General features: G+C 66.4%; 18 protein-coding genes. 9 read left to right on the forward strand and 9 right to left on the reverse strand.

The annotated features are described in order from the left end of the window. Positions 1-53 precede the first annotated feature (53 nt). From PSR88_RS26945 to PSR88_RS26960, 4 genes are all read left to right on the forward strand, one after another. On the forward strand, positions 54-2,426 hold the full coding sequence (locus PSR88_RS26945) for an AMP-binding protein (protein ID WP_016883718.1): 2,373 nt from the start codon (positions 54-56) through the stop codon (positions 2,424-2,426). Further along, positions 2,423-3,550, forward strand: a complete 1,128-nt coding sequence (locus tag PSR88_RS26950) for a Zn-dependent alcohol dehydrogenase (protein WP_016883717.1) — start codon at positions 2,423-2,425, stop codon at positions 3,548-3,550. The genes PSR88_RS26945 and PSR88_RS26950 overlap by 4 nt, the downstream gene beginning before the upstream one ends. Next, the gene (locus tag PSR88_RS26955) at positions 3,547-5,016 is read left to right on the forward strand and encodes an aldehyde dehydrogenase family protein (protein WP_016883714.1); all 1,470 of its coding nucleotides are present in this window, start codon (positions 3,547-3,549) and stop codon (positions 5,014-5,016) included. Before PSR88_RS26950 ends, PSR88_RS26955 begins: the two co-directional genes overlap by 4 nt. Before the next feature lie 100 nt (positions 5,017-5,116). Continuing rightward, positions 5,117-5,953: an NAD(P)-binding domain-containing protein gene (locus PSR88_RS26960; protein ID WP_029539554.1), complete on the forward strand. Its 837-nt coding sequence runs from the start codon at positions 5,117-5,119 to the stop codon at positions 5,951-5,953. Between the two features lie 148 nt (positions 5,954-6,101). Here PSR88_RS26960 and PSR88_RS26965 read toward each other — a convergent pair whose 3' ends face one another. Continuing rightward, positions 6,102-7,322 carry a helix-turn-helix domain-containing protein gene (locus PSR88_RS26965; protein WP_029539553.1) on the reverse strand — a complete coding sequence of 407 codons (1,221 nt, stop codon included), beginning with the start codon at positions 7,320-7,322 and terminating at the stop codon, positions 6,102-6,104. Between the two features lie 153 nt (positions 7,323-7,475). After that, positions 7,476-8,120 carry a TetR family transcriptional regulator gene (locus PSR88_RS26970; RefSeq protein WP_192815087.1) on the reverse strand — a complete coding sequence of 215 codons (645 nt, stop codon included), beginning with the start codon at positions 8,118-8,120 and terminating at the stop codon, positions 7,476-7,478. 211 nt (positions 8,121-8,331) lie between these two features. On the opposite strand from PSR88_RS26970, the gene PSR88_RS26975 reads away from it, so the two are divergent. The 4 genes from PSR88_RS26975 (at position 8,332) to PSR88_RS26990 (ending at position 12,935) form a co-directional block, all read left to right on the forward strand. Beyond that, the gene (locus PSR88_RS26975) at positions 8,332-10,158 is read left to right on the forward strand and encodes an acyl-CoA dehydrogenase (RefSeq protein WP_016883711.1); all 1,827 of its coding nucleotides are present in this window, start codon (positions 8,332-8,334) and stop codon (positions 10,156-10,158) included. A 57-nt stretch (positions 10,159-10,215) separates the two neighbouring features. Then, the gene (locus PSR88_RS26980) at positions 10,216-11,583 is read left to right on the forward strand and encodes an NAD(P)/FAD-dependent oxidoreductase (protein WP_016883710.1); all 1,368 of its coding nucleotides are present in this window, start codon (positions 10,216-10,218) and stop codon (positions 11,581-11,583) included. Between the two features lie 520 nt (positions 11,584-12,103). Then, positions 12,104-12,514 (forward strand): acyl-CoA thioesterase, encoded by a 411-nt coding sequence (locus PSR88_RS26985; protein ID WP_237724147.1) that lies wholly within the window; start codon positions 12,104-12,106, stop codon positions 12,512-12,514. A 181-nt stretch (positions 12,515-12,695) separates the two neighbouring features. After that, positions 12,696-12,935 (forward strand): DUF3263 domain-containing protein, encoded by a 240-nt coding sequence (locus PSR88_RS26990; RefSeq protein WP_237724146.1) that lies wholly within the window; start codon positions 12,696-12,698, stop codon positions 12,933-12,935. Between the two features lie 461 nt (positions 12,936-13,396). Here PSR88_RS26990 and PSR88_RS26995 read toward each other — a convergent pair whose 3' ends face one another. From PSR88_RS26995 to PSR88_RS27010, 4 genes are all read right to left on the reverse strand, one after another. Then, positions 13,397-14,815 (reverse strand): MFS transporter, encoded by a 1,419-nt coding sequence (locus PSR88_RS26995; protein WP_342338547.1) that lies wholly within the window; start codon positions 14,813-14,815, stop codon positions 13,397-13,399. A 526-nt stretch (positions 14,816-15,341) separates the two neighbouring features. Then, positions 15,342-16,643 (reverse strand): flavin monoamine oxidase family protein, encoded by a 1,302-nt coding sequence (locus PSR88_RS27000; protein WP_016883705.1) that lies wholly within the window; start codon positions 16,641-16,643, stop codon positions 15,342-15,344. 377 nt (positions 16,644-17,020) lie between these two features. Next, entirely contained in the window at positions 17,021-18,517 is a 1,497-nt protein-coding gene (locus PSR88_RS27005; protein WP_016883704.1) for an AMP-binding protein, read from the reverse strand. Between the two features lie 663 nt (positions 18,518-19,180). Further along, positions 19,181-20,014: a phytanoyl-CoA dioxygenase family protein gene (locus PSR88_RS27010; RefSeq protein WP_016883703.1), complete on the reverse strand. Its 834-nt coding sequence runs from the start codon at positions 20,012-20,014 to the stop codon at positions 19,181-19,183. Positions 20,015-20,124: 110 nt separating this feature from the next. Here PSR88_RS27010 and PSR88_RS27015 point away from each other — a divergent pair, with 110 nt between their 5' ends. After that, positions 20,125-20,781 carry a TetR/AcrR family transcriptional regulator gene (locus PSR88_RS27015; RefSeq protein WP_016883702.1) on the forward strand — a complete coding sequence of 219 codons (657 nt, stop codon included), beginning with the start codon at positions 20,125-20,127 and terminating at the stop codon, positions 20,779-20,781. 568 nt (positions 20,782-21,349) lie between these two features. On the opposite strand, the gene PSR88_RS27020 is transcribed toward PSR88_RS27015, so the two are convergent. The 3 genes from PSR88_RS27020 to PSR88_RS27030 form a co-directional block, all read right to left on the reverse strand. Beyond that, on the reverse strand, positions 21,350-22,654 hold the full coding sequence (locus PSR88_RS27020) for an NAD(P)/FAD-dependent oxidoreductase (RefSeq protein ID WP_157180184.1): 1,305 nt from the start codon (positions 22,652-22,654) through the stop codon (positions 21,350-21,352). A 100-nt stretch (positions 22,655-22,754) separates the two neighbouring features. Further along, the gene (locus PSR88_RS27025) at positions 22,755-23,150 is read right to left on the reverse strand and encodes a RidA family protein (RefSeq protein ID WP_016883700.1); all 396 of its coding nucleotides are present in this window, start codon (positions 23,148-23,150) and stop codon (positions 22,755-22,757) included. Positions 23,151-23,182: 32 nt separating this feature from the next. Further along, positions 23,183-24,055, reverse strand: coding sequence for a phytanoyl-CoA dioxygenase family protein (locus PSR88_RS27030; protein WP_237724145.1), 873 nt, complete (start codon positions 24,053-24,055; stop codon positions 23,183-23,185). Between the last annotated feature and the right edge of the window lie 784 nt (positions 24,056-24,839).

Here is a 24,839-nt window from a genome sequence, read left to right on the forward strand (position 1 = left end):
CGACAACGACCAGGGACGAAACACCGCGGCGCCCCGCCGTCACCCACGACCAGATGGGGGCGACGCCCCGGGTGCGCACGGTCACCGGCCTGCTGTCAGACGGCGCCGCTCGCACCCCCGGCGCCGAGCTGCTGCGCTTCGGCGACGCTTCGTGGACCTACGCGCAGGCCGACGTATCGTCGTCTCGGCTGGCACACCGCCTGATCGAGGCCGACGGCGTGGCACCGGGCGACCGCGTCGCGATCATGCTGCCCAACGTCGCGCAGTGGCCGCTCACCTGGTTCGCGGTGCTCAAGGCCGGCGCTGTCGTCGTGCCCGTCAACTCGGCCTACCGCGCGGCCGATCTGGCGTTCGTGCTGCGCGACTCCGGCGCGCGGGTCATCGTCACCGACGCCGAGCACCTCCCGCTGGTACGTGAGGTGGTCTCCCGAGACGCCGCGCTCGCGGGCATCCGCATCCTCGACGTGGCCGACGCGGCCGAGGCGAGTTTCCCGGCCACCGCCCCCGATGTCGCGATCACCCCGGACACGCTGGCCAACCTGCAATACACCTCGGGCACCACCGGATTCCCGAAGGCGTGCATGCTGACCCACGACTACTGGACCCGCATCGCGTGGGGCTGCGCCGGGGCGGCCGGCCTCGCCGGCGACGACGTGCTGCTCACGGCACAGCCCTTCTCGTACATGGATCCGCAGTGGAACACGGTGCTCGCCCTGACCGCGGGCGCGCCGCTGGTGGTGCTGCCGCGGTTCTCCGCGTCGGGGTTCATGGCCGACGTGCGGCGCCACCGGGTGACCTTCTGCTACGTCCTCGGATCGATGCCCACGCTGCTGTTCAAGCAGCCGCCCGCCGCCGACGACCGGGACAACCATCTGCGCGCGGTGTTCTGCTCGGCGATCCCCGCAGCGCTGCACGCCCAGCTCGAGGACCGCTGGGGCGCGCCTTGGCGAGAGCTCTTCGGCATGACCGAGAGCGGGATCGACCTGATCAGCCCACTCGACGACGTCGCGGCCGTCGGCAGCGGCAGCATCGGACGGCCCATGCCGACCAAGCGCGTCAGGATCGTGGACACCGACGGCGCCGAGGTCCCCGCGGGTACCCCGGGCGAGCTGACCGTGTCCGGCGCGCCGATGATGCTCGGCTACTGGAACCGGCCCGAGGAGACCTCGCGGACACTCCGGGACGGATGGTTGCACACCGGCGACCTCGCCGTCGCCGACGAGCGGGGCGAGATCCGCCTGGTCGGCCGCATCAAGGACATGGTGCGGCGCGGCGGCGAGAACGTGGCAAGCGCCGAGGTGGAGGCAGCGCTCGAAACCGACGACCGCGTCGTCGCGGCCGCGGTCGTGGCCGAGCCCGACGAGGTGCTCGGCGAGGAGGTCAAGGCCTTCGTCCAACTCGCGGCGGGCGGCACCGGCGACCGGGCGACGGCCGAGGCGATCATCGCCCGGGTCGCGGAGCGGCTCGCGCGGTTCAAAGTGCCGCGCTATGTCGAATTCGTCGCAGCCTTCCCCCGAACCCCGTCGGAGCGGGTGTCGAAGCCCGCGCTCGAGGCCAGGGCGGCCGAAGCTCCCGGCACCACCTTCGACCTGCGCGACCGGACCACCTCGGGCGCCTCCGCATCGCCGGACGCATCGCCGTCGGACCTGGCGGCCGAACACGTGCTCGTCGAGATGATCCGCGATACCGCCGTGATCACGCTGCGGCGCCCGGCGAAGCTCAACGCGCTGACCGTCGAGATGCGCCTGCGCCTCGCCGCGCTCATCCGCGAATACGGCACCGGCGAGCGCGCACGGGGAATCGTGATCACGGGCACGGGCCGCGCGTTCAGCGCGGGCGAGGACCTCGGCGCGCCGCCGACCACGTTCGCCGAGATGCGCGAGACCTTCGAGACCTTCCACGACGTCACCCGCGCGGTGATCGAGACCAAGGTGCCCGTGGTCGCGGCGATCAACGGGATCGCGGTGGGCGGCGCCTCGGAGATCACGCTGTGCTGCGACGCGCGCCTCGGCACCCCGCGGACCGAGTACTTCCAGCCGGAGAACGCCCGCGGCCTCACGATCTCCAACGCGTCGAGCGTGCTCCTCACCCGGATCGTGGGCAATCACGCGATGCGGATGGTACTGGGCTCCGAGCGCATCGGCGCCGAGGAAGCGCTGCGGATCGGTCTGCTCGATCAGATCGTCGAGCCGGACGACCTGCTGGACCGCGCGATCGACCTCGTCCGCACCTGGACGCCGGAGGGCGGCAACAACACCGCCCTGCACCTGGCGCTGCTGCGGCCCTCGTCCGAGGAGATCGAGCGTGCCTTCGTGCTGGAGGACGCCGCGGCCGACGCATCGTGGAACAGCGGCGCGTTCACCGCGGGGATCGAGGGTTTCTGGAGCGCCAAGAAGCCCGCCACCTCGACCGGAGAGAACCGATGATCACCACCCGCGCGGCCGTGCTCACGAAGGTGGGCGGACCCCTGCACCTGACCGACATCAACGTCGACGATCCCGAGCCGCACGAGGTGCGGATCGCCGTCACCCACGTCGGGCTGTGTCACAGCGACCTGCACTACATCACCGGCACCGTCGCCACCGAGCTGCCGGTGGTAGTCGGGCACGAGGTGGCGGGCATCGTCGAATCCGTCGGCTCGGCCATCACGGACCTGCGTCCGGGCGATCATGTCACCGGCGCGCTGACCCCGGCGTGCGGCGAGTGCGCGAACTGCAACGCGGCCCGTTCGACCCAGTGCCAGCGGCTCGACGAGATCCGGCGCCGTCCGAGGCCCGCGTACTCCCTGCCCGACGGGACACCGGTCGCCCGGCTCGGCGACCTGGGCGCGTTCTCCGAGCACATGCTGCTGCGCGCGAACGCGGCCGTGAGGCTGCCCGACGGCGTGTCCACCCGGGTCGGCTGCCTGCTGTCGTGCTGCGTCGTCACCGGTGTCGGCGCGGTGTTCCGCGGGGCGCGGGTGCGGCCGGGCTCCACGGTGGCCGTGATCGGTTGCGGTGGCGTCGGCTCGGCCATCATCCAGGGTGCGCGGCTCGCGGGCGCGTCCGCGATCGTCGCGATCGACCTCGACGAGCAGCGGCTGCGTGCCGCCCGCGGCTACGGTGCGACCCACACCCTGAGCGGCGCCACCGACGACCTTGCCGCCGCGGTGGTCGCGCTGCTGGGCGACGGCGTCGACTACGCCTTCGAGGCCGTCGGATCCGCCCGCACCGCGGCAGCGGCCCTTGACGTGGTGCGCCCCACCGGCACGGCCTGCCTCGTCGGCATCGCTGCCGAGGGCACTGAGCTGACCCTGCCCGCGTCCGACTTCTTCTTCAGCGAGAAGCGCCTGATCGGCTCGTACATGGGGTCGGGGCAAGCGCGCGAGGACATCGCCCAGTTCGCCCGGCTGTACCAGCACGGCCGGTTGCTGCTCGACGAGATGGTCACCGAGGTCATCGACTTCGGCCAGATCAACGAGGGCTTCGAGGCGATGAAGTCCGGCGAGGTGACCCGCATCGTCGTCGCCATGCCGATCTGTTCCGACAACCCCACCGCGGAGGCCCGATGAAGACCACGACGCCGACAACGTCACTCGCGCAGCCGGTGAGCTACATCGCCGGTGAGTGGGTGTCCTGCCAGACGCTCGACGGATGGAACGTCGACCCGAACACGGGCGAGCCGGTCCACCGCATGGTGACCACATCGTCCGCCGACCTGGAGCGCGCGCTGCAGCACGCCCAGCGTGCCTACGAAGCGCTCAACTGGGCCGATGACGAGTTCCGGCTCGAGCGGGCCGAGGTGCTCGAACGGGCCGCGGCCAACGTCGAGGAGCGGCTCGAGGACATCGCACGCACCGACGCGATCACCAGCGGCACGACGATCACCGCCACCCGCAAACTCGCCGCGTTTCTCCCGGCCCGAATCCGCGGGGCCGCCGCCGAGGCCCGCGGGATCGCTCGTGTCACCGCGCTCGCCGCGGGCGGGCGAGACGTCCGGCTGCACCGGGTGCCCTGGGGGCCCGCGGCGATCCTGACGCCGTGGAACGGCCCGAGCTTCATCCCGGCGGCGAAGATGGCCAGCGCGGTGGCGTCGGGGTGCCCGGTGCTGCTCAAGCCGTCCGAGCACGCTCCCGCCAGCGCGCAGGTGATCGTCGAGTGCTTCGTCGACGCCGGCCTGCCCGAGGGCGCCTTGCAGCTCGTCCACGGCACGGGCGGCATCGGCGCCACGCTCACGGGCGACCGCCGGGTCAAGGTGGTGTCCTTCACCGGCGGCCCGGGCGCCGGTCGGGCCATCGCCCGCGCCGCGGCCGAGGACTTCAAGGTTCTGCAGCTCGAGCTCGGCGGCAACAACCCCGTGCTCGTGCTCAATGACGCCGACCTCGACGTGACCGCCGACGGGATCCTCGCCGGCATGACGACCCTCAACGGCCAGTGGTGCGAGGGGCCGGGCAAGGTCCTGGCACCGCACCGGCTGGTGCAGCCGCTGCGCGAGGCCCTCGGTGAGCGCCTCGCGCGGCTACGGATCGGGCACTCGCTCGACGAAGAATCCGACATCGGCCCGATCTCCAACGAGCCGCACTTCCGGAACCTGATCGAGCGGATCGAGAGCCTACGCGGGCTCGGCGCCGAGATCGATCAGCCCGGGGAGCTGCCGGGCCTGGCGGGCTTCTTCCTGTCGCCGACGGTAGCCACCGGGTCCGACCCGGACCGCACGACGGCCGAGCTGTTCGGGCCGGTCGTCTCCGTGCACGGCGTGGATTCCGACGAGGACGCGCTGCGCGCCGCCAACGCGCACCCGTCGGGCCTGGACGCCTATGTGTTCGGCGGTGACACCGACCGCGCGATAACGATCGGTGCCCGGGTCACGTCCGGCGAGGTGCGGGTCAACGGCGCGAAGCTCGCCGATCTCGGCGACGACTCCGCCCAAAGTTTCTGGGGCGCGTCCGGCATCGGCGGGCACGGTCCGGCGGAATCGGTGCGGGTGTTCTGCGGAGATCGGGTCGTCGGCGTCGACTCGCCTGATCTGCCGATGTAGTCGGGGGACGGGGGATGCCTGCGGCGGACAACGTGCTGTCGAGGCATCCCCCATCGAAGCGGGGGAGAAGAGCATCCGCCATCGACGAGAGGGAGAAGAGATGGACAAGACCACCTCGCATGACGTCACAGTGCTCGGCTGTGGCCTGATGGGGTCGGCGCTCGCGCGGGCGCTCGCCGGCGGTGGCAAGACCGTCGCCGTCTGGAACCGCACGCACCACCGGGCAGCCGCACTGGCCGACAACGCGATTGCGCCCATGCGGGAAATCGGCGACGCCATCGCTGCCGCACCGCTTGTCCTGGCGTGCTTCGCCACCTACGACGCCGCCCTCGCGGCCCTCGAACCCGTGCCGGATTTGACCGGCACCACGCTCGTCAATGTGGGCACCGGCGCTCCCTCGGAAGTCGAATCCTTCGGGCTCTGGGCCGGCGAACGCGGCGCCGAGTACTTGGACGGGTCGATCCTCGGGTATCCCGAAGAGATCGGCACCGAGGGGGCGGCGATCCTCTATTCCGGATCCGAAACGGCCTGGGCCGAGCACGGCGAGAGCCTGACCTTGCTGACCCCGGTGTCCGTCTGGGTGTCCCGAGACGTCAAAATCGCAAGCGTTCTGAACGTAGGACTTGTCGGTATGTTCCTGGTCCCGGCGGTCAGCGCCTATGTGGAGGCATCGACCTACATGCTCGGGCAGGGAGTTGATCAGGCCCTCCTCGACGCCTTGACGCCTGCCGCCTTCGCGTCCGTCCAGAGTGAGACGGCGAGGGTCGTAACCGCCATTGCCAGCGGCGATTTCACCACAGATCAAGCAACCATCGCCACCTACGCCCAAGGCTTGGACGGGGCCATCGACGTCATGAAAGGAAACCGGGCTGAACCCCCGGGTGTTCGCCGCCACGATCGAGAATCTGACCGCGGCTGTCGATGCCGGACTAGGTGACCTCGGCTTCGCAGCCCAGACGAAAATCATCACCATCGGGTGAGCGGTCTCGTCCGATCGAGCGAACTCGGGCAGCGGCGCCTGCCGCCGACCCGGGTCGGCGAGTGCCCGACAGCGGCGCTCACAAAGCCGCGGCGGGCACCGCCCGTCAGTCGCGCAACTGCACGAGCATGAGCGCGGCGACCACGCTGGCGGCGTTGTCGGTGAGCGGCACGGGCAGCAGCTGATCGGCGCGGGCAAGTCGTCGCTCGATCGTGTTGCGGTGGGTGAACATTCGCTCCGCGGCGGCGGAGCCGTTGAACCGTTCCCGGACGTAGGTCAGCACCGTCTGCCGCAGCACCGGGTCGGCGGTCGCGAGGTCGCCCAGGGTGTCGGTGACGAACTGATCGGCTTGCGCCATGTCGGCCGTGAGCACCGACACCAACGCCACGTCCTGGTACCGGACGACGGGGCGCGCCGAGCCTATCCGCGTCAGTAATCGCTGCGCGGCGGCGGCGTCCAGGTGGCTACGGCGAAATCCGTCGAGATCCCGGCCGCAACGTCCGAACGCGACATGGATCCCCGGGTAGGCCGCCAGGGTGTCCTCCGCCGTCTCGGCAGGCGGGACCGTGTCCGCCGGGACCCACACCCACAGCGCGGTTGTGCTCGCGTTCAGGGTGAACCGGCGCGGGGCCGCGCATATCCTCATCGTCGCCTCGGCGGCCGCGTCGAGACCCGTGGCCTCGTCTGCGGAGTCGCTCCAGATGATCGCGGCGACGTGGCTGCCCGTCAGCGCGTACCCGAGACGCGATTCGGCCAGCGCCCGGCCGATCGGGGCACCTTCGAGCAAGAGCTGGACGGTGGAGTGCCGCTCGGCGTTGGCGCCCCGCGCGAGGTCCGCGCGTTCCTGTTCGACGTAGTCGTCGAGCGCTGCGATCGAATCGTCGATGAAGGTCACCATCGACCGCTCGGACACCTTCATCAGGTCGCGGAGCTCCTCGACGTCGGCGGTCGCCGCGAAGCAGGCGTCGACCCACAGGTCCCACCCGACGTGCTGGGCACCCCGCCACGAACCGAGGTCGTGCATGTCCAGGCCGCGTCGCACCAGGTCGCGGGCGAACTGCAGGACTTCCGGGTCGACGCATGGCTCGACTCGCGCCCCAGGGTTCTGCAGGGTGGCCGACATCCAGTGCCTGAAGTAAGCCTTGCTCATCTGCCGGTCGGCCGCCGCGAGCTGCGGGTCCTCCACCAGCGCGCGGTACTCGGCGCCCTGGTGGGCAGCGGCCAGCACCGCGTCGACTGCCGCGCTCGTCGAGGCCAGCAGGCGCTCGGCGATGTCGCGCATCAGTTCGGCGATGCGTCGGCTCGGTGGCGGCCATCGTGAGTCCACTGTCGCACTGTAGCGCCACACGACGCACCACTTATCCAGCTCGGTCAGGACGGTCGAGAAGGCAGTCGACAGGCCGCATACGTTTCTCCATCTACACAGCGATACCGAACCCCGCTGTCACAGCGATGATTCGGGTGTGTTCGCGACTTCTGATCACCCCGTAGGATCGGGGTCGGATCCGCTGCGCACCTCGAGACTGCCGAGGATGATTTCGGCCGCGCGTTCGATGTGCTGCTGTCTGCGCTCGTCGACGACACCCTGGATGTCCAGCGCCCAGTGCGCTTCGAACAGGCACGCCAGCGCGTAGGCCGTGGCCGAGACATCCTCGGCGGACACGGCAGGATGGCGGTCGGCCAGGACTGCCTCCAGATCGGGCAGCCATCGCCCGGTCCACAGCTTGTGCAGCCGCTCGCGCACCGCCTGGTCACGAGCGCTCAACGCCACCAGTTCGGCCCATACCACCATGTCGTCGCGGGTGCGGTACGCGCCGGGAGCGTAGGCCGCCGCCACCCGCTGGGGCAGCGGCAGATCGTCATGGCGATGCACGATCGCGGTGCCCATCGCACCGACGACGTGGTCGATGAAGGCGCCGATCAACTCGTCGCGAGACCCGAAGTAGTGCAACACCAGCGTGCGCTGCAGCCCTGCCACTTCGGCGACCTTCGAAAAGGTGACACCGGCCAGGCCCTCGCGCACGACGACAGCGAACGTGGCTTCGAGTATTTCGGGAATCCGTTCTGTGGCCTTGCTGGGACGCCCAACTTGATTTACTGTCATGATAGTTAATTTATCACGCATAACTGTTCGCGTGCAGATTTTCCACAAGGCGTCACCCGCAAGCCGTCGGGCTCCCGATGCCGACGGCCGTCCGATACGTCACCGATGACTGCGTGGCACAAAGCAAACCCCTGCGGCCCATGCCGCACGGCGATATCGCCGTGCACGGGACTACATCGGAACCATTCCGCCCGCCCGACCGCGGCGGGCCCGATCGAGAGGTGAGGGTCCGATGGGCCATTACAAGAGCAACGTCCGCGATCTCGAGTTCAACCTGTTCGAGGTCTACGGCCTGGACGCCGTGCTCGATTCCGGGGCGTTCGGCGACCTGGACGGCGACACCGTGCGGACGATGCTGGCCGAAGCAGCGCGGCTGGCCGGGGGTCCGGTAGCGGAGCCGTATGCCGACACCGATCGCAACCCGCCGGTCTTCGACACCGAATCGCACTCGGTGCGAATCCCGGAGCCGTTCAAGCGAGCGGTGCGGGCGTGGCAGGACGCTCAGTGGTGGCGGATCGCCAAGAGCGAGGTGGTCGGCGGGGTGCCCGCACCGTCGATGCTGAACTGGGCGATCAGCGAACAGGTTCTCGGTGCGCAACCGGCCGCCTACATGTATCTGAGCGGACCGTTGATGGCGAACGTCCTCGTCGACATCGGCACCGAACAGCAGCGACGATGGGCGGCGCAGGCGGTCGAGCGCAACTGGGGCGCGACCATGGTCCTGACCGAGCCGGACGCCGGTTCCGATGTCGGGGCAGGCCGCACCACGGCGATCGAACAGGCCGACGGCTCTTGGCATCTCGAAGGCGTCAAGCGCTTCATCACCTCCGCCGACTCCGACGACCTTTTCGAGAACATCATGCATCTGGTGCTGGCCCGCCCTCGCGGTGCCGTCTCCGGCACCAAGGGGCTGAGCCTGTTCATCGTCCCCAAATTCCACTTCGACCACGACACCTGTGAACCCGGCGAACGCAACGGCGTCTTCGTCACCAACGTCGAGCACAAAATGGGACTGAAGGCCTCGGCCACCTGCGAACTGACCTTCGGTGGGCACGGCATCCCCGCCGTCGGGTACCTGGTCGGTGACGTCCACAGCGGCATCGCCCAGATGTTCAAGATCATCGAAGAGGCCCGGATGATGGTCGGCACCAAGGCCATCGCGACACTGTCCACCGGCTATCTCAACGCGCTCGACTACGCGAAGACCAGAGTCCAGGGCAACGATGCGGCCCGGGCCTCGGACAAGACGGCACCGAAGGTGAGCATCATCCACCACGCCGATGTGCGCCGTTCGCTGATGATGCAAAAGGCATACGCCGAAGGGCTGCGATCGATCTACCTCTACACCGCCGGTCACCAGGATCCCGTCGTCGCCCGGCACATCTCCGGCGCCGACGCCGATGTCGCCGCCCGCGTCAACGACCTGCTGTTGCCCATCGTCAAAGGCGTCGGCTCCGAACGCGCCTACCAGTACCTCACCGAATCCCTGCAAACCTTCGGTGGTTCCGGCTTCCTGCAGGATTATCCCGTCGAGCAGTACATCCGCGACGCCAAAATTGACTCACTCTACGAGGGCACCACCGCGATCCAGGCCCAGGACTTCTTCTTCCGCAAGATCGCCCGCGACAACGGCGTGGCCCTGACACACCTGCTCGGGCAAGTCCGCGTCACCGCCCAGTCCGATACCGGCGGGGGGCGGCTGAAGAACGAGAAGATATTGCTCTCCTACGCACTCGAGGATGTTCAGGAGGTTGTCGGCAGGCTCACCACCCATCTGCTGAACGCTGTGAAAGAGCCGCGGGAGCTGTACTACATCGGCCTGAACGCCGTCCGGTTCCTGCTTCTCATGGGCGACCTGCTGGTGGCATGGCGCCTCATCGTCGCCGCCGAAACCGCGCTCACCGCACTCGATGCCGGAAGCGACAGCGCCTTTTACATCGGCAAGGTTGCAGTGGCCTCGTTCTTCGCCAACTCTGTGCTGCCTCGTGTCACCGCCGAACTGGCAGTGGTCTCGGCCACGGATCTGACTGTGATGGACCTCGACGAGGCCGGCTTCTGACGCAGCGATTCGCCCGTTTCCATGATCCCTGAACGAAAATGAGGAACAGCAATGACAATGCCCGAGGCACAGGAAACCTACGTACCAGCTGAGGAGACCACCGAGGTGGTCGTCATCGGCGCCGGAATGTCGGGGTTGATGGCAGCGACAACGCTGCTACCCGACGCCGACGTTGTGGTGCTCGAATCCACCGATCGCACAGGTGGACGCGTCGACAGCGTTCGCCAGGGCGACTACTGGATCAACGTCGGCACGCAATTCACCGAGGGCACCGGCCCGCTCTTCGATGCACTCGAGCGGCACAACATCGAGATGGGTTCGCTCGCGGGCAAGGGTGTCGGGCTGTATTTGAACGGCGGATTGGTCGACACCTCCAACCCCGTGGAGCTGATGTTCGGGTCGCGGATGACAGTCATGGACCGGATCGGCATGGCCATCGTCGGTGCGCGCATCCTCGCTGTCACCCCGTTCCTGCAGTCGAAGAGCCGGACCGCGCGACGGGTTCGCGCCAAGCTCGACACCAAGCTCGCGTCCTACCTGCTCGAGGGAGTGCGATCGGAACTGGCCACCGCGATCGTGCGCGCGTGGTCGGCCCAGTGGATGGGATGCGAGGTCGAGGAAACCGCCGCCACTCAGTTCGTCACCTCGGTGGGCCTGGCACTGTCCGACCCGGCCAAGGTTCCGAACTTCTCCCTGCCGGTCGGCGGCAATCAAACCTTGACCGACGTGTTGACCGAGGATCTCGGTAGCCGGGTTCGGCTGAACTCGCCGGTGCAATCGGTACGGCGCGACGGTGGCGGCGTGGTCGTCGACTACCTCGACGGTGACCGTCCGGCACGCCTGCACGCCCAGCGCGCGGTCGTGACCGCCCCCGCCGACATCGCCAAGCGGATCCTTCCGGATCTGCCGCAGCAGCACTGGAACGCGTTGAACGACATCACCTACGGCCGGTACGTGATCGTCGGATTCTTCACCGAAGAAACCGGAGAGCAGCGCTGGGACGACTTCATCGCAGTGTCGACCCCGCAGCTGTCGTTCCAGGCGATGTTCAACCATGCCGCAGCACAGCGCCGCGGTGATGACCGCAAACCAGGCGGCGCCGTCGCCTGTTTCGCCGGAGGCGCACAGGCCGACAAACTGTTCGACCTGTCCGACGAAGAGATCGTCGCGCGCTTTTCCGAGGACTTGCTCACGGTGTTCCCTGAGCTCGCAGGAAAACTGGGCACCAGCATCATCCGCCGCCACCGCCGTGTCGTGCCCTTCTGGGCACCCGGGCGCCGGAACTCGCTTCCGACGCTGCATAATCCGCTCGACACGGTCTATTTCGCCGGTGACTACCAAGGCGATCTGCCGACGCTTGCCGACGCCGCCACCTCGGGCGAGCGCGCGGCCAAGACGGTCCTGGCAAGCCTTGGCCGACAGTAGTGAACAAATCGTTCGACGAGGAGGCAGCTGTGACAAGAAGAATGATCCGCAAGACAGCACAATCCGCGCCCGCCGGATTCCGGACTGATGGAACGGTCGTCGTGAGGCATACGAGAGGGTTGCAGCGGGAATAGCCTTGGGTCTTTCCGCTACTGAACAGACCGGGCCGGTCGAGGCGCAGTCACAGAAACCTGCCGACCAGGTTGGCGCTCTCGGCGACCTGCGTGGCCTGGGCGCGAATGCTAACCACTGGAAATCGTCAGACCGGCCGTTATCCGATGCTCTAGCGCACCGCCCAATGCAATTTGCATCACAGCTGTTGTGTTAAACGTTGGCTTGTGTTTACAGTGATCCGTCTGTGAGTTCGGCGGAAACGACACAGGATTCACCACGAGCGAACGGGCGAGTGCGTAGCAATCAACACTCTGGAGGAGTTGTCGATGCCTGCGGCGGTCATCGCGTCCGTCACGGCTCGCCGATCGACCCAGGTGGCCCACGGTTCAGACGAGGAGAACGACAGATGAGATATATGGCGCAAGGTGTGGTGGAGGTCGAGCTCCGATGGACGGACATCGATGCGTACCGACATGTCTCGCACATGGCGCTCGTCACGATCGCCGACCAGGGCCGTGGTCGCTGGCTCGACAGCTTGGGGGAACTGCCGAACGACTGGTCCTACGTCGTCGCCCGACTCGAGTTGGACTTTCGCTCGCCTGCCGTCCTCGATGACCGAAAGTTGCTCTGCTCGTTCGTGGTCGACCACGTTGGAACGTCCAGCATTCGGCTTCATGAGCAGGTCACCACTCCCACCGGAACCGTGGTGCTGGAGGCGGTGAGCGTGATCGTCGCGTGGAACACGGATCTCTCTCAGAGCCGGGCTCTGACCGAGGAGGAGAAATCGCTCCTCGAGGTGGCGAGCACTCAACCATGAGTACAAACTGTGCTGCCCGTAAATCAATTCAATCACCCAGCATGCGCTGAGAACCCTTCAAGGAGTGTTCATGCTCGAAGCCGTGACGCCTCATCAATCGGGGCGGCCCCACCTTTTCCGTGAGTAGCGGGATCCCGGTCCCGATGAGCGCACGCATCCCAGACAAATGGAGCACGATCAGATGAACCCGCACGACCGGGAAATTTTGGAATTCGCACGACGGTGGGCACCGTTCGGCGGTCCACGCGCTGCCGACATTCTCGTCGAATTCGGGATGACACCGAGTCGCTTCGCAGAGCGACTCGAAGAACTGTGGCGTCCGCGCATACGGGCCTCTGCCGGTGGGCATGTGGGGCGGCCCCTTTCCTCAACGCGACCGGGCACACCCACGGGTCCGGGAGAAACCGGTTTGCGCGCGTGAGAGGTGTGGCCACCGCAGTCGTCCGAGTGCGAGCGTCCTACACCGACTCCTCGGACTCTGACGTCCGTACTAGCGTTGATTCGGTGCCGCGTACACCTACCGCCCGGTGCAACACACCATTGGGGCGTTGGGCGCGACGCCGGCTTGTCATGGCAGACCCGCGCCCGAACGAAGGTTGTCGTGTAAGAGGATGCCTCGGCCCGGTCCTCGGCGCCTGAACAGCATTCGGGGTTCTGACAGACCGAAACGGTGTCCCGCTTGCCGGCGTAATCGGCGGCCATGGGAGGGCTTGGTGGCCGCGATAACGTTGCCGGCCCCTCACATGCCACCGATGTCGTTGCCGGAGAGGGTATATCAGTGGTGTTTGAACTCCCGGCGGTGGCATGATCAGGAAGTTGCGGCGATGTCGAAACGCCGTCGCGGCGGAGACACTGGCTGTGCTCCACCGCGGTCCTGCGGCGCTACGTGTTCGTGCTGAGCTCCTCGGCGGCAACACCTTCGAGTGAACGGTTGGTGGTCCGAGGTCCGAACATGACGATGATGAGGGAGAACGCGATGTAGCAGGCCGCGGCGGTGATCATCACACCGCCGAGGCCCCACCCGCCGTAGAGTGCCGCGCCCAGAACGCCCGAGACGGCGCCGCCGAACCGTCCGACGCCGATGATGATCCCGCTGCCCAGGCCGCGGGCGCCGGTGGGGATCGCTTCCGGGATGTAGGCGTAGAACACGGTGAGCACGAGCCCAGTCGTGATGGCGACGGCGCCGCCCGCCGCCATCACGACCGGGCTGCTGGTCGAGACGCCCAGCAACACGAACGGAACCGCACTGACGAGGGACGTGATGAGGATGAGGGTCTTGCGTTCCACCTTGTCCATGACCACGAGGGCAATGAGGGGGGTGACGCAATAGACGACGTTCCAGATCAGCTGGACCTCGTATGCGTGGGTTTCGGAGTAGCCGAGGCCGTTGACGATTGCGTACAGAGCCCAGTTGCCGAACAGGTAGTAGCCCAGGGTGGCACCGAAATAGCCCAGGGATACGACGGTGATGACGCGCAGCACCCGCCGGTTCCCGAGGACCTGGCGGAGCGACTGCTGCTCGGTGTCGGTGCCGGTGATCACCGGCGGGTCACTGAGCGGTCCGCGGCGCAGCGCGCGGGCCTCGAGCTTTTCGACGATCTGTTCAGCCTTGTCGAACTGGCCGCGGGAGATGTGCCAGCGGACCGATTCCGGCAGGACCAGTCGGACCAGGGGTGCGATCAGCAATCCGACACTGCCGATGATGAACAGGTGCCGCCACGTGTCGGGCCCGCCGCCCGGGATCGTGACCAGAGCGAGCAGCGCGACGAGCGGGGCGACGACCACGAATCCCATGGTCAGAATCGATACGAACCGGCCGCGTGTCTTGCTCGGGAACATTTCGGCGACGTACACCAGAAGGACCGACGTCGCTGCCTGCACACCGACGCCGGTGACGAAGCGGGCGAGGATCATCGCCTCGAAGTTCGGTGCGAATGCGGTGGCGAGCGCCCCCAGTGAATAGAGGAGCGTCGACCACACGAGGACCTGCCGCCGACCGAACCGATCGGACAGCCACCCGCCGGCCAGTGCGCCCGCCACCATCCCGACGAAGAAGGCGCTGCTGACCGTTCCGAGCTGTCCCAGGCTCAGGCCGGTGCTGTCCGCGATTGCCGGCATCGTGTAGGCGAACAGTGCGTTGTCGTAGTACTCCAGCGCCAGATTGACGGCCAGGATCGAAATCCAGACGATGTGCGGCGCCATGACCGGGAGGCGGTCGAGCCGGGCAGGGATGTCCGCCGACTTCCTCATTCGGACAGTGTTGTCCGCGGTATCCAACAAATCCATTGTTCTGCCTTTCATGCGACAGCATTTCGTCCTTGCGGGCGAGGAGAAGGGGGAGTGGCATATGCGCGCCTCGAAGCTGGGAATGCGTCGTATCCCGATCGACTCGAGCGAAGCATCCAGGTTGAGGTGACGTGGATCACTGTAGCCCCGGGCACGTATTTGCACAACAGTTGTTCTGTCAATGTTTAGGGGCAACTCGCAGCCGTGGGTCGGGCCGATGGACGGGCCTCCCGGGTGCGCGTTGACGATGCAGCGGGGCACCCCTCCGGGACGAGATTCCCGCAGATCAGCTCGCCGAGCGATTCCAGTGTCAGGGCGGTGGCTGCGCCGCTGCTATTCCACTGACTGGAGGTTTCACCCCCAAGCCGGGTCAAGGCGCTCGTCGACTCTGCCGGTGATGCCCGGGTTCTGGCGGGCGGCGCAGGTCGGCCGCTGGCCAGGCGTGTAGTCCACGCACGCGGGGCCTTGGGTGGTGCGGTGATCGGTCGACACCGGCTGAAGGCCGGGTCCCGTTCCCGGTGTCGACAGGGATGGGCCCTGATCAGCGGCGTCCGTCGGTCAGTGCTCGGGCGATCTCGCGAGCCGCCGTGGTACCGGTCTCGATGGCGCCGTCGATGCCACCGATACCGATCTCGGCGATGTCACCGCCGGCGAAGTGGATGCGGCCGTGCGGCTCCCGCATCCGCGGCACCGACTGCGTGAGGTTTCCCGGGCGGTGATGAACCCACGCGCCCTGCGAGAACTCGTCGGTCACCCAGTCGTGGCAGGCGGTATCGACCACCTCGATGTCGGGAACGAACAGCCGGAGCGCGCGTTGCACCGCTTCGCGATTCTTGCCGTCGATCGCCGAGGCGTCGGAGCAGAAGCACACAACCAGCGTGTCACCGTCGTGGCGGTATTCCACCCTGGCGGTGTTGATCGGATGCTTTCCGGCGGGGGCCATCGCGGCGAAGGCTTCGATCTCACCCCGGACCCGAGCCCAGATCTTCACGGTCTTCATCGGGTGCTTCTCTTCGACCATCGTGCGGACCGGCTCTGCGAGGGCAGGGGTGATAGTCACATCGCCGAGTGTGTTGAGCGGAACCGCGGCGACGACGTACCGCGCGCGTAGGGTCTCGCCCGCACGGGTGGTCAGCACGGTCCCGCGCCCGTCGTCTTCGATCGCCGTTACCGGTGTGGACAGGCGCAGCTCGGCCGTCGACTCACCGTTGATCGCGTCGAGCAGCCGTTTGGTCCCGCCGACGATCGGCCAATGGCCGGCCGTTTCCTTGAACGTGTCCCAGTGGCCGCAATTGATCGAGGCCCACAACAGGAACTGCGCAATGCCTTGCTCGCTCTCGGAGTGGACCAGCGACGCCATCGCGCCCCCGAGAACGTCTCGGTCGTGGGTGGGTAGGTTCAACGAGTCGATCCGGTCCGCCAGCGTCTGCTTCTCGATCACACCGGTTTCCGCGGCGGAAATATTGCTCGGCTGCGGAAACCACTCCCGCGAATCCGCCAGGCACCGGGCAGTCAGCGGACGGGCTATGCCGGCGTACTCGGCCGGGGTTCCCGAGTGCACGACTCCGCCGGCGAGCCAGTAGATCTTCTCCAGCTCCAGGGGTGTGGCCAGGCCGAGACCGTAGCGCTTGAGCTCGTGCCACACATGCGCCTGAGTCCAGTGCACATACGTGCCGCCGAACTCCACCGACCGGCCGAATGCGTCACCGAGGAAGGTTCGGCCACCGATCCTGTCGCGCGCCTCGAGTAGTACCACGGAGTGGCCCGCGAGGCTGAGATCGCGGGCCGCGGTCACACCGGCAAAACCGGCACCGATTACTGCAACGTCGAACGTTTTGATCACGAGAAACCCCCACGGGTGTCAGTTGTATGAATGAAAGGACTGTGGTGGCACTCCACCACTTGCACCACAAGTGTGCCAAGGGACGAGAACGGAATAATCTGCATGGCAGGGTGTTTCGGCAATCAGGTCGTGAACATAGCTGGTCCTGTCGCCTCAACCCTGCCGGAGTGTCTGCCCTTCCGGCCTGCGCGGTTGCCCGTTGTTCATCGCCCGTCCGGGCATGCCCAGGCCAGCGCCGGCCGGTGTCATCGGTGACGAGTTCGAGGCCACGCCACGTTCGGTGAAACGTGCTGAGCGGTGAGGGCTACGCCTCCACGGGGAGAGGTATCCTTCGGCGCCATCGGTAACCTCCGCCCGGGCAAACCCGCCGTGACGGGTTACGCGGACGTCTTCTGCAGGTCGGTGCGGTCGATGTCGCGCTTGAGGATCTTTCCGGTCGAACCTTTCGGGAGCTGGTCCACGAAACGGACGATTCGAGGAATCTTGTACGCGGACAGACTGTTCCGGCACCAGGAGGTGACCTGTTCTTCGGTGAGGTCCGAGTCGGGGTGACGGACGACCACTGCGGCGACCTCCTCGCCGTAGTGGTCGTCGGGCACTCCGATGATCGCAGCCTCGACGATGTCGGGGTGCTGGTAGAGGACCTCCTCGACCTCGCCGGGGTAGACGTTGTAACCGCCCCGGATGATCAGGTCCTTGAGCCGGTCCACGATCCGCAGGTCGTGGTCGGCGTCGAACTCACCGAGGTCGCCGGTGCGGAACCAGCCGCCAGGGTCGAGGACCGCGGCGGTGGCGTCAGGACGGTTCCAGTAGCCCTTCATCACCGTGGCGCCCCTGATGAACACCTCGCCGACGACCCCGTCCGGGCAGGGATGTCCACCGGAATCGCGGACCTCGACTTCGAGGCGTGGCACCGCGGCGCCAACGGAACCAATCTTGCCGCCGCGGTCCACATCGTTGAACGCGCCGAGCGCGGTGGTCTCGGTCAGGCCGTATCCCTCGAGGATGCTGCAATCGAAACGGGATTCGAAGACCCGGGCGATCTCGCCGGGCAGTGACGCGCCACCGGACACCGCGACCCGCAGGTGTGAGAAGTCTGCCTCAGCGTCGCCGGCGACGTGCAACATCGCGTTCCACATCGTCGGCACCCCGACCAGGATCGTGAGGTCGTCACGCCGAAGCATGTCGAGCATGCTGTCCGGGGTGAACGGGCTGAGCAGGGACAGCGAGCCGCCGCCGGTGAAGCTGGCCATCATCACCGATGCCTGACCGAACACGTGGAACAGCGGCAAACCGGTACCGGTGCGATCGGCCGCGGTGCTCCGGCAGATGGTGGCGGCGATTTCACCCGCGGACAGCAGGTTCCCCACGGTGAGCTGGGCGCCCTTCGGCCTTCCGGTGGTTCCGGAGGTGTAGAGGATCGCAGCCGTGTCGTCGCTCGCGCGGGCGACGACGCCATCGATGGGGGCGGCATCGGTGGGGGCACCCGATTTAAGGTGCCAGAACGGAACTCCGACTTCCGCGGCGGCCTTAGCGACCGCTGGGCCGAGACCGTGCCAACCGATGGCCAGGCGCGCACCCGAATCCGTGAGGTAGTACTCGATCTCCTCGGTAGTGCACATTGTGTTGACCGTGACTGCGACTGCGCCGAGCGCCTGAATTCCCATGTAGGCCAGGACGAACTCGGGAACGGACGGCGCAGCAAGGAGGATCCGATCGCCGGCACCGACACCGGCGTGACACAGGGCCCCCGCGTACCGCAGGCTCGCGTCGCGCAGGCCCGCATATGTCCAGGGTGCGGTCGCGGTGCGCAGTGCGATGCCGGTGGGTGATACGGCCGCGTGACGGGCAATGGGGTCGAGCAGGTTGGGCATCGAAGAGACCTTTCAGAGGAGTGCACGGGACGTCTGGCGCCGACACGAGGCGACGAGCAGCCCGTGCTTTCGTGTCGGCGACAGTGGTGAACCGATCACCGAGCCGGACGCTCGTGGTCTTCGACCTGATCGACGGGCAGGCAGCGCCCGTCCGTGGAGGCGGAAACCTCAGGCGCGTTCAATATGCGGAACAACTCATGTGGTGAGGTACGCGATGCCTCGAACCCGTCGGCGGTGCGAATCCTCACTCGTTGTGTAAGCGGTGCGGCCGCGGCGAGGATGTGGTCAGGCGTCGCTGCTCCTGCGGCCGCGAGGACGCGGACCTCGACCAACAGTGTGTGCCAGCTGGGTGACTCCGACCGCGGTCCACGAGAGATTGCGATCCGGGAGGTCGGTGTGGAACGTCGTCAGCTCGACGATGTCGTCCGGCTTGCTCCCGCCGCTTCGAGAACGGTCTTGACGCCTTCGAACGCGTTTCGGGCCTGGCCTTCATGCCGTCGGCGGGTTCTCGGGTGTGGGGGTCGAGCCCCACTGCCCTGACATCCATATCTGGTCGCGGACCCGGATGGCCTGGGAGAAGTGCAGTCGGTCGTATGTCGCCTCGGTGTGGGCGGGTTGATCAGTTGGCGTTTCGTGAGCGGGTCTGCCTTCTTGCAGGCCGGGTCAGAGGAGCTGACGGAAGATGGGGGAGCGGAAGGGCTCACCCTCGTTCAGTTTCGCCATCTCGTCGGCGAAGAGGACTCCGTTGCGGGCGTAGTTCGGGTTCGCGTCCGGGAGCGGGCGGAAGGTGGCGTCGTCGCCGAAGAAGCGCAGCACCAGAGTGTGGCGGTCCGGGGTGGCTGCATCGACGGGGGCGCCGCCATGCAGTGAGCGAGGATGCAGGACAAGGACATCACCGGGGTCGATGGCCCAGGAGATCACGTCATAGGCGTCGGGGTCGACCGCGCGTTCGGCTTCGATGTCCGGCAGACGAGGGTAGGTGCCGTCACCGTAGAGCGGTTCGGTCGGATCGTCGGGATTCAAGAAGCTGGCCCCGTCGTACTGGATGCCGCGGTGGGAGCCGCGGACGATCTCGAGCGAATTCTGCTTGGGGAGAGACTGAAAGGAGATCCACGCGTTGCCCCAGTGTCGGCCGGCCCACGGCAGGTTGGCGGTGTCCTGATGCCACGGCCCGCGTCCACTCGTCCCGCCCTGTTTGAGGAAGATCTCCTCGGCGAAGTACCAGACGTGTTCCGAGCCCCACAGGTCGGCGAACAGATTCCCGAACGGCAGCGACGACACCAGCTCGTCGAGTCGCTCCTTCGCGAGGGGGTTGGCATTGTCGATGTGGGTCCGCAGTTCGGTCCCGTCCAGGGGACGGAAGACGTGTGGGCCGGGATTGTCGACGGCCCACATGAACGCTTCATGGCACTGCGCCAACTGCGTTTCGTCGAGGCAGTCCTCGATGAGGACGGCTCCGTCGTTCCGGAATGCCTGGCGCACTGACTCATCCATCATTGGTCCTTCCTTGTCTGGGTGGCTTCTGCCGGAGGTGGCACAGGTCACTGTAACGAGCAGCGACACTTTGCACAACGGTCGTTCTGTAAAATCTGTGACACAATCAGAGAGTGCTGAAGAAGCAGACCCGACAAACGAGTGGCGGCGAGGCCGAGGTGGCGGTGCGTCGGGGTCGCCCGCCGGGCGACCCCGAGGCGAAGCGTGCGGAGTTGCTGAAGGCAGCGACGTCGGCGATCGCGCAGGAGGGCTACGCCAACGCGTCGTTGCGCAAGGTGGCCCAACGGGCGGGATACACAACCGGGGCAGTTACGTACTACTTCGCCAACAAGGAGGAACTGGTCCTCGCGTTGGTCGAGAGCCGGTTCGACCGCTACGACGCGATGCTCGAGGGTGTTCAAGCGGAAACCGCTATCGAGGCGCTCTTCGAACGCTGGCTGCGGCTGACCACCAGTGACCCCGAGTTCTGGCCCGTGATGTCCGAACTACTCGCCCATGCGCGGCACGACCCGGCCCTCGCCGCGGTCTATAAGCGGCGCTACGGGCGGTTCCGTGAGGTGTACACCTCGATCCTCGCGGCCGGGCAGGTGAGGGGCACCGTTCGCGACGACATTTCCGCGGACCTGCTCGCCGACCAACTGAGCGCCATGGCCGACGGCTGGGCGTTGCTGTTCCCCCTCGAACCAGAGAGGTTCACCCCGGACCGGGTTCGGGAACTTGTCGACGCCGCCGTCGCCTTGATTGCCCCGGTCCCGGGCGCGCGGCGCTAGTCGGCTGCAAGGTCGGTCGGTGGTCCACGCACGCGTGGCCTGGGTGATGCGGTGATCGGTTCACACCGGGACCTCGCTCGCGGTGTCGACAGGGATGGGCCCTGATCAGCGGCGTGCGTCGGTCAGCGCGCACGATCGCGCGCGCTGCGCAGTGCGATGCCGGTGGGTGATGCGGCCGCGGTAATGGGGTCGAGCAGGTTGGGCCTCGAAGGCCTCTCGGAGGAGTGACGATGTCTGGCTCACAATGACCGCAGCGGCATTGAGACGTCCGTCGTCGCAGAGATTCTCGCCGCCGGGCGAGCGCGCAGACGTCTACGGCGATCCGGCCCCGGTCTTTTGTGGCGGAACGTACCCACACCTCGACGTCGTCACTGCAGGGCTGACCTTGCCCCGCAGTGCGGGCGTGGGTACGCCGACCACCACCCGGGACCAGAAGCCCGCGGGTCTGCGGTTCGACGATCTTCGGGTCCAGCCCGCGCTGTCACCGGTATCTGAACTGGGCCCGCGAGCCTGGGCGAACCGGATTGCTCGGCCGGTGTCGAGCGGGCTCGGTTCTGGATGAGAGGGCTCAGCCGCGACGGTCGGTGAGCCGGTCCGCGAGCCATGCCAGCTTGAGTGTCTGCGGATTGACGAGTCCGGGCGCGAACTTCGGCTTTGCCCGCCACACGGCCTTCAGGTGATCGTGCATGCCTTTGCCGCAGATGTAATCGGCGACGAGACTTCCGAGATATGGTGCTTGAGCCAGACCGTGGCCGTTGCACGCGCTGTTGTAGATGACGCGAGGAGACGCATATCCGGCCACCGGCAAGACCGACGGCGTCATGCCGATCCATCCGGCCCACGCCTTCGCTGGCTGAACATCGTGCAATGCGGGAAAGCGTGTGCGGAATGCCCGGATCAGATCGGCGACGATCGCCTGGTCGGGCTGGCGATCGGTGATCTTTCCACGCGGCATCTGGAGTTTGCGGGTGGTGATGACAATCGTGCCGCGCGGTGTCGTTCGGTAGCTTTCCATCACGATGTGCCTGGTCACCATCGGGGTGCGGCTCGTCCAGCCGGCCGCATCGAGAAGGTTTGGTGCCACCTGCTCGGTCTCGATGGCGGTTACCTGCACGGGGGTGGAGAGCCATCGGGGTGTGATCGACAGTTCTTTCGCGTGAGCGTTGTTCGTCAGCACCACCTGGTTGGCGTGGACACGCCCACTGGACGTGTCGAGTGTGACCGAGCCACCCGTGTCTTTGACGTCGAGGACCCGACTCTGCTCGAATGTTGTGATAGCCGAGGCCAGGACGGCATCGCGGAGACCGAGAGCGAATTTGCCCGGGTTCATGATCCCACCGATGCGTGTGTAGATGCCGCCCAGGAAGGCATCCGGAACGCCCATGTCACGGCCGTCGACGATCTCCGAGTCGATGCCAGCGTCGATGAGTATCTGGGCGCCGGCTTTCACCGCCTCGAGCTGGGACGGTGTCACGGCAGAAGCGAGAATGCCGGTTTGCTCGTAGTCGCAGTCGATCGAATGGTGGTCTATCAGGTCTTCGGTGAAGTGAACCGCCGAGTCGGCGAAGCGGACCAAGCCATGGAATCGACCCGCGTAGTATTTCGCGAGGATGTGCGGGTCGCTTCCCACGGTGCTCGATAGGTAGCCCGCATTGCGTGCGCTCGCGCCCCAACCACAGAGGTCGGATTCGAGCAGGGTGACGTCGCGGCCGTTCTCGGCCAGGCGCAGCGCCGTGAGCATGCCGCCCACGCCGCCGCCGACTACGGCGATGTCACAGTAGTGCTCGCCCTGAAGGGGCGCCTCGAGATGCGTGGGACGGTCGACCCAGCCCGTGCTCGGGTAGTACTGCATGGGCGATGTGAGAGTTTTCATGGGTTCCTTGCATTTCGGCCAATTCGTGCTGCTGCCGGGAGCGGCTACAGCACGAATTGCGATGACATAGTTGCGCTTGTCGGCTGAGGCGGTCGGCGGTTCAGTCCCCCGCGACCGCGACGACGCGAATCTCGACGACGAACTCCGGCCGCGCGAGCTGAGTGACGCCGACTCCGGTCCACGACGGGTACGGCTCGCCGATGTACTGATCCTTCACTGCGCCGAAGCCCGGGCCATCACCTTGCAGATCGGTGTGGAAGGTCATCAACTCAACGATGTTTTCCAGAGACGAACCCGCTTCTTCGAGGACCTGTTTGACTCCTTCGAATGCCAGTCGCGCCTGAGCCTGCGGATCTTCGGGAATCTCTCCAGTGGCACGGTCGATACCCACTTGCCCGGACACCCAGATGAGGTTCTCGGCCTGGGTCGCTTGTGAAAAATGCAGTCGCTCGTAGGTGGCCCGGGTGGTGTCGAGGTTGATGGTTTTGCGCTTCATGGCCTTCTCGTTGTCGTGTGCTCGTGGGTGGGTCATCGGAGCTGGCGGAAGATCGGCGAGCGGAACGGGTCACCGTCATTGAGCTTGGCCATCTCCTCCGTGAACAAGAACCCGTTGCGGGCGTAGCGCGGGTTCGATTCGGGCAGAACACGGAAAGTCGCGTCGTCACCGAAGAATCGGAGCACCAGGGTGTGTCGCGTCGGGGTCTCCTGATCTACCCCCGCACCACCGTGCAGGGACGAGGGATGCAATGCGACGATGTCGCCGGGCTCGACCGCCCACGACATGACATCCCAAGAATTGGGATCCTGGGCGAGGTCGCGGTCGATGTGCGGCAGGCGGGGCAGCGTGCCGTCGCCGAATGCTGGGTCGGTCGGGTCGTCGGCGTTCGAGAAGCTGGCGCCGTCGTACCTGACTCCGTGGTGACTGGCGCGAATGATCTCCAGGGAGTTTTTCTTGGGAAGGCTTTGGAAGCTGATCCAGGCGTTGCCCCAATGTTCTCCGGCCAGCGGCATCACCGAGGTGTCCTGGTGCCAGGGACCGCGGCCGCTGGCCCCGCCGTCCTTGACGAACACCTCTTCTGCGTAGTACCAAACGTGTTCCGAACCCCAGAGTTCGGCGTAAAGGTCCGCGAAGGGCATCTGGGCGACGAGGTCGTCGAACATGTCCTTGGCGCGCGGGTTCGCGTTGTCGATGTGCGTCTGCAGCTCGGTACCGTCAAGCCGGTTGAACACGTGCGGACCAGGGTTGGCGACGCTCCAGAGAAATGCCTCGTGGATCTCGTCCATCTGCTGCGGATTCAGCCAGTTCTTGATCAGCGCCGCCCCGTCTTCGCGGAACTGCTGTTTGGTTGCCTCGTCGATCATGGCCCTTCTCCAATCCTTGGTTGATGTGGCGATCGTCACGGTAAGCGATCGACACGATATACACAACAGCTGTTGTGATAATTGCTCAGATTCTTATAACGATCGTCGTCTGAAAGGCTCCGGGGTTGTAGAGTGACGTATCCAAGGGCAGGTTCGCGGGCACGGGCAGACATCCGCGTGGTCGCGGCCCTCGATCACGTTGGCGCACTTGCTGTCTCTTGAAGGTGATGCATGATTTTCGTGTCACTCTCGGATCCTGGCTTACCGACGACCCGGCAGAAGGCCGCATCCGGCCAGTAGAGTTGGCACGCGCGCCCTCCGCGGACTCATCACCCCACCGCGGACGACTGAAGCCACCGCGGGAACCCCGTTGCTACCGGATCGCGGTGAACTGTCGCGGTAACCTCTAGACGCCCCCACGCGAGTAACGGAGTTCGTCAAAGGAATAGGATGCGGAAGGTCCCGCCGAGTGACCTCACGAAACGAGTTGAAGCTCGTCGGTTCGCCGCGATCGCGGGATATGTGCTCGCTGAACGCGTACTTCCGCTCGAGCGCAACTGATTCAGGTATGCCCTGCCCCAGCCGCTCGATGAACTGGAGCCGCGACATTCCGGAGTGGACAAGATCTCTTTCGTACCGCCATATGGTTCCCATATACCGGTGAATTCGATGAGGCACTCCGCCTCGGTGTCGCGACGAGTGCGCGTGCGATTGACCGCCCATGCGGTTCGTCGCCGCTGGCGCCATCTGCGCTACTCGCGAGAATTCATCGGATCGAACGATCTGCCCAGGGCCTGGGATGGCGTTCGGAATCTGACCGATC

The sequence above is a fragment of the Rhodococcus sp. DK176 genome (assembly GCF_038447315.2).
Taxonomy (GTDB): domain Bacteria; phylum Actinomycetota; class Actinomycetes; order Mycobacteriales; family Mycobacteriaceae; genus Rhodococcus_F; species Rhodococcus_F jostii_A.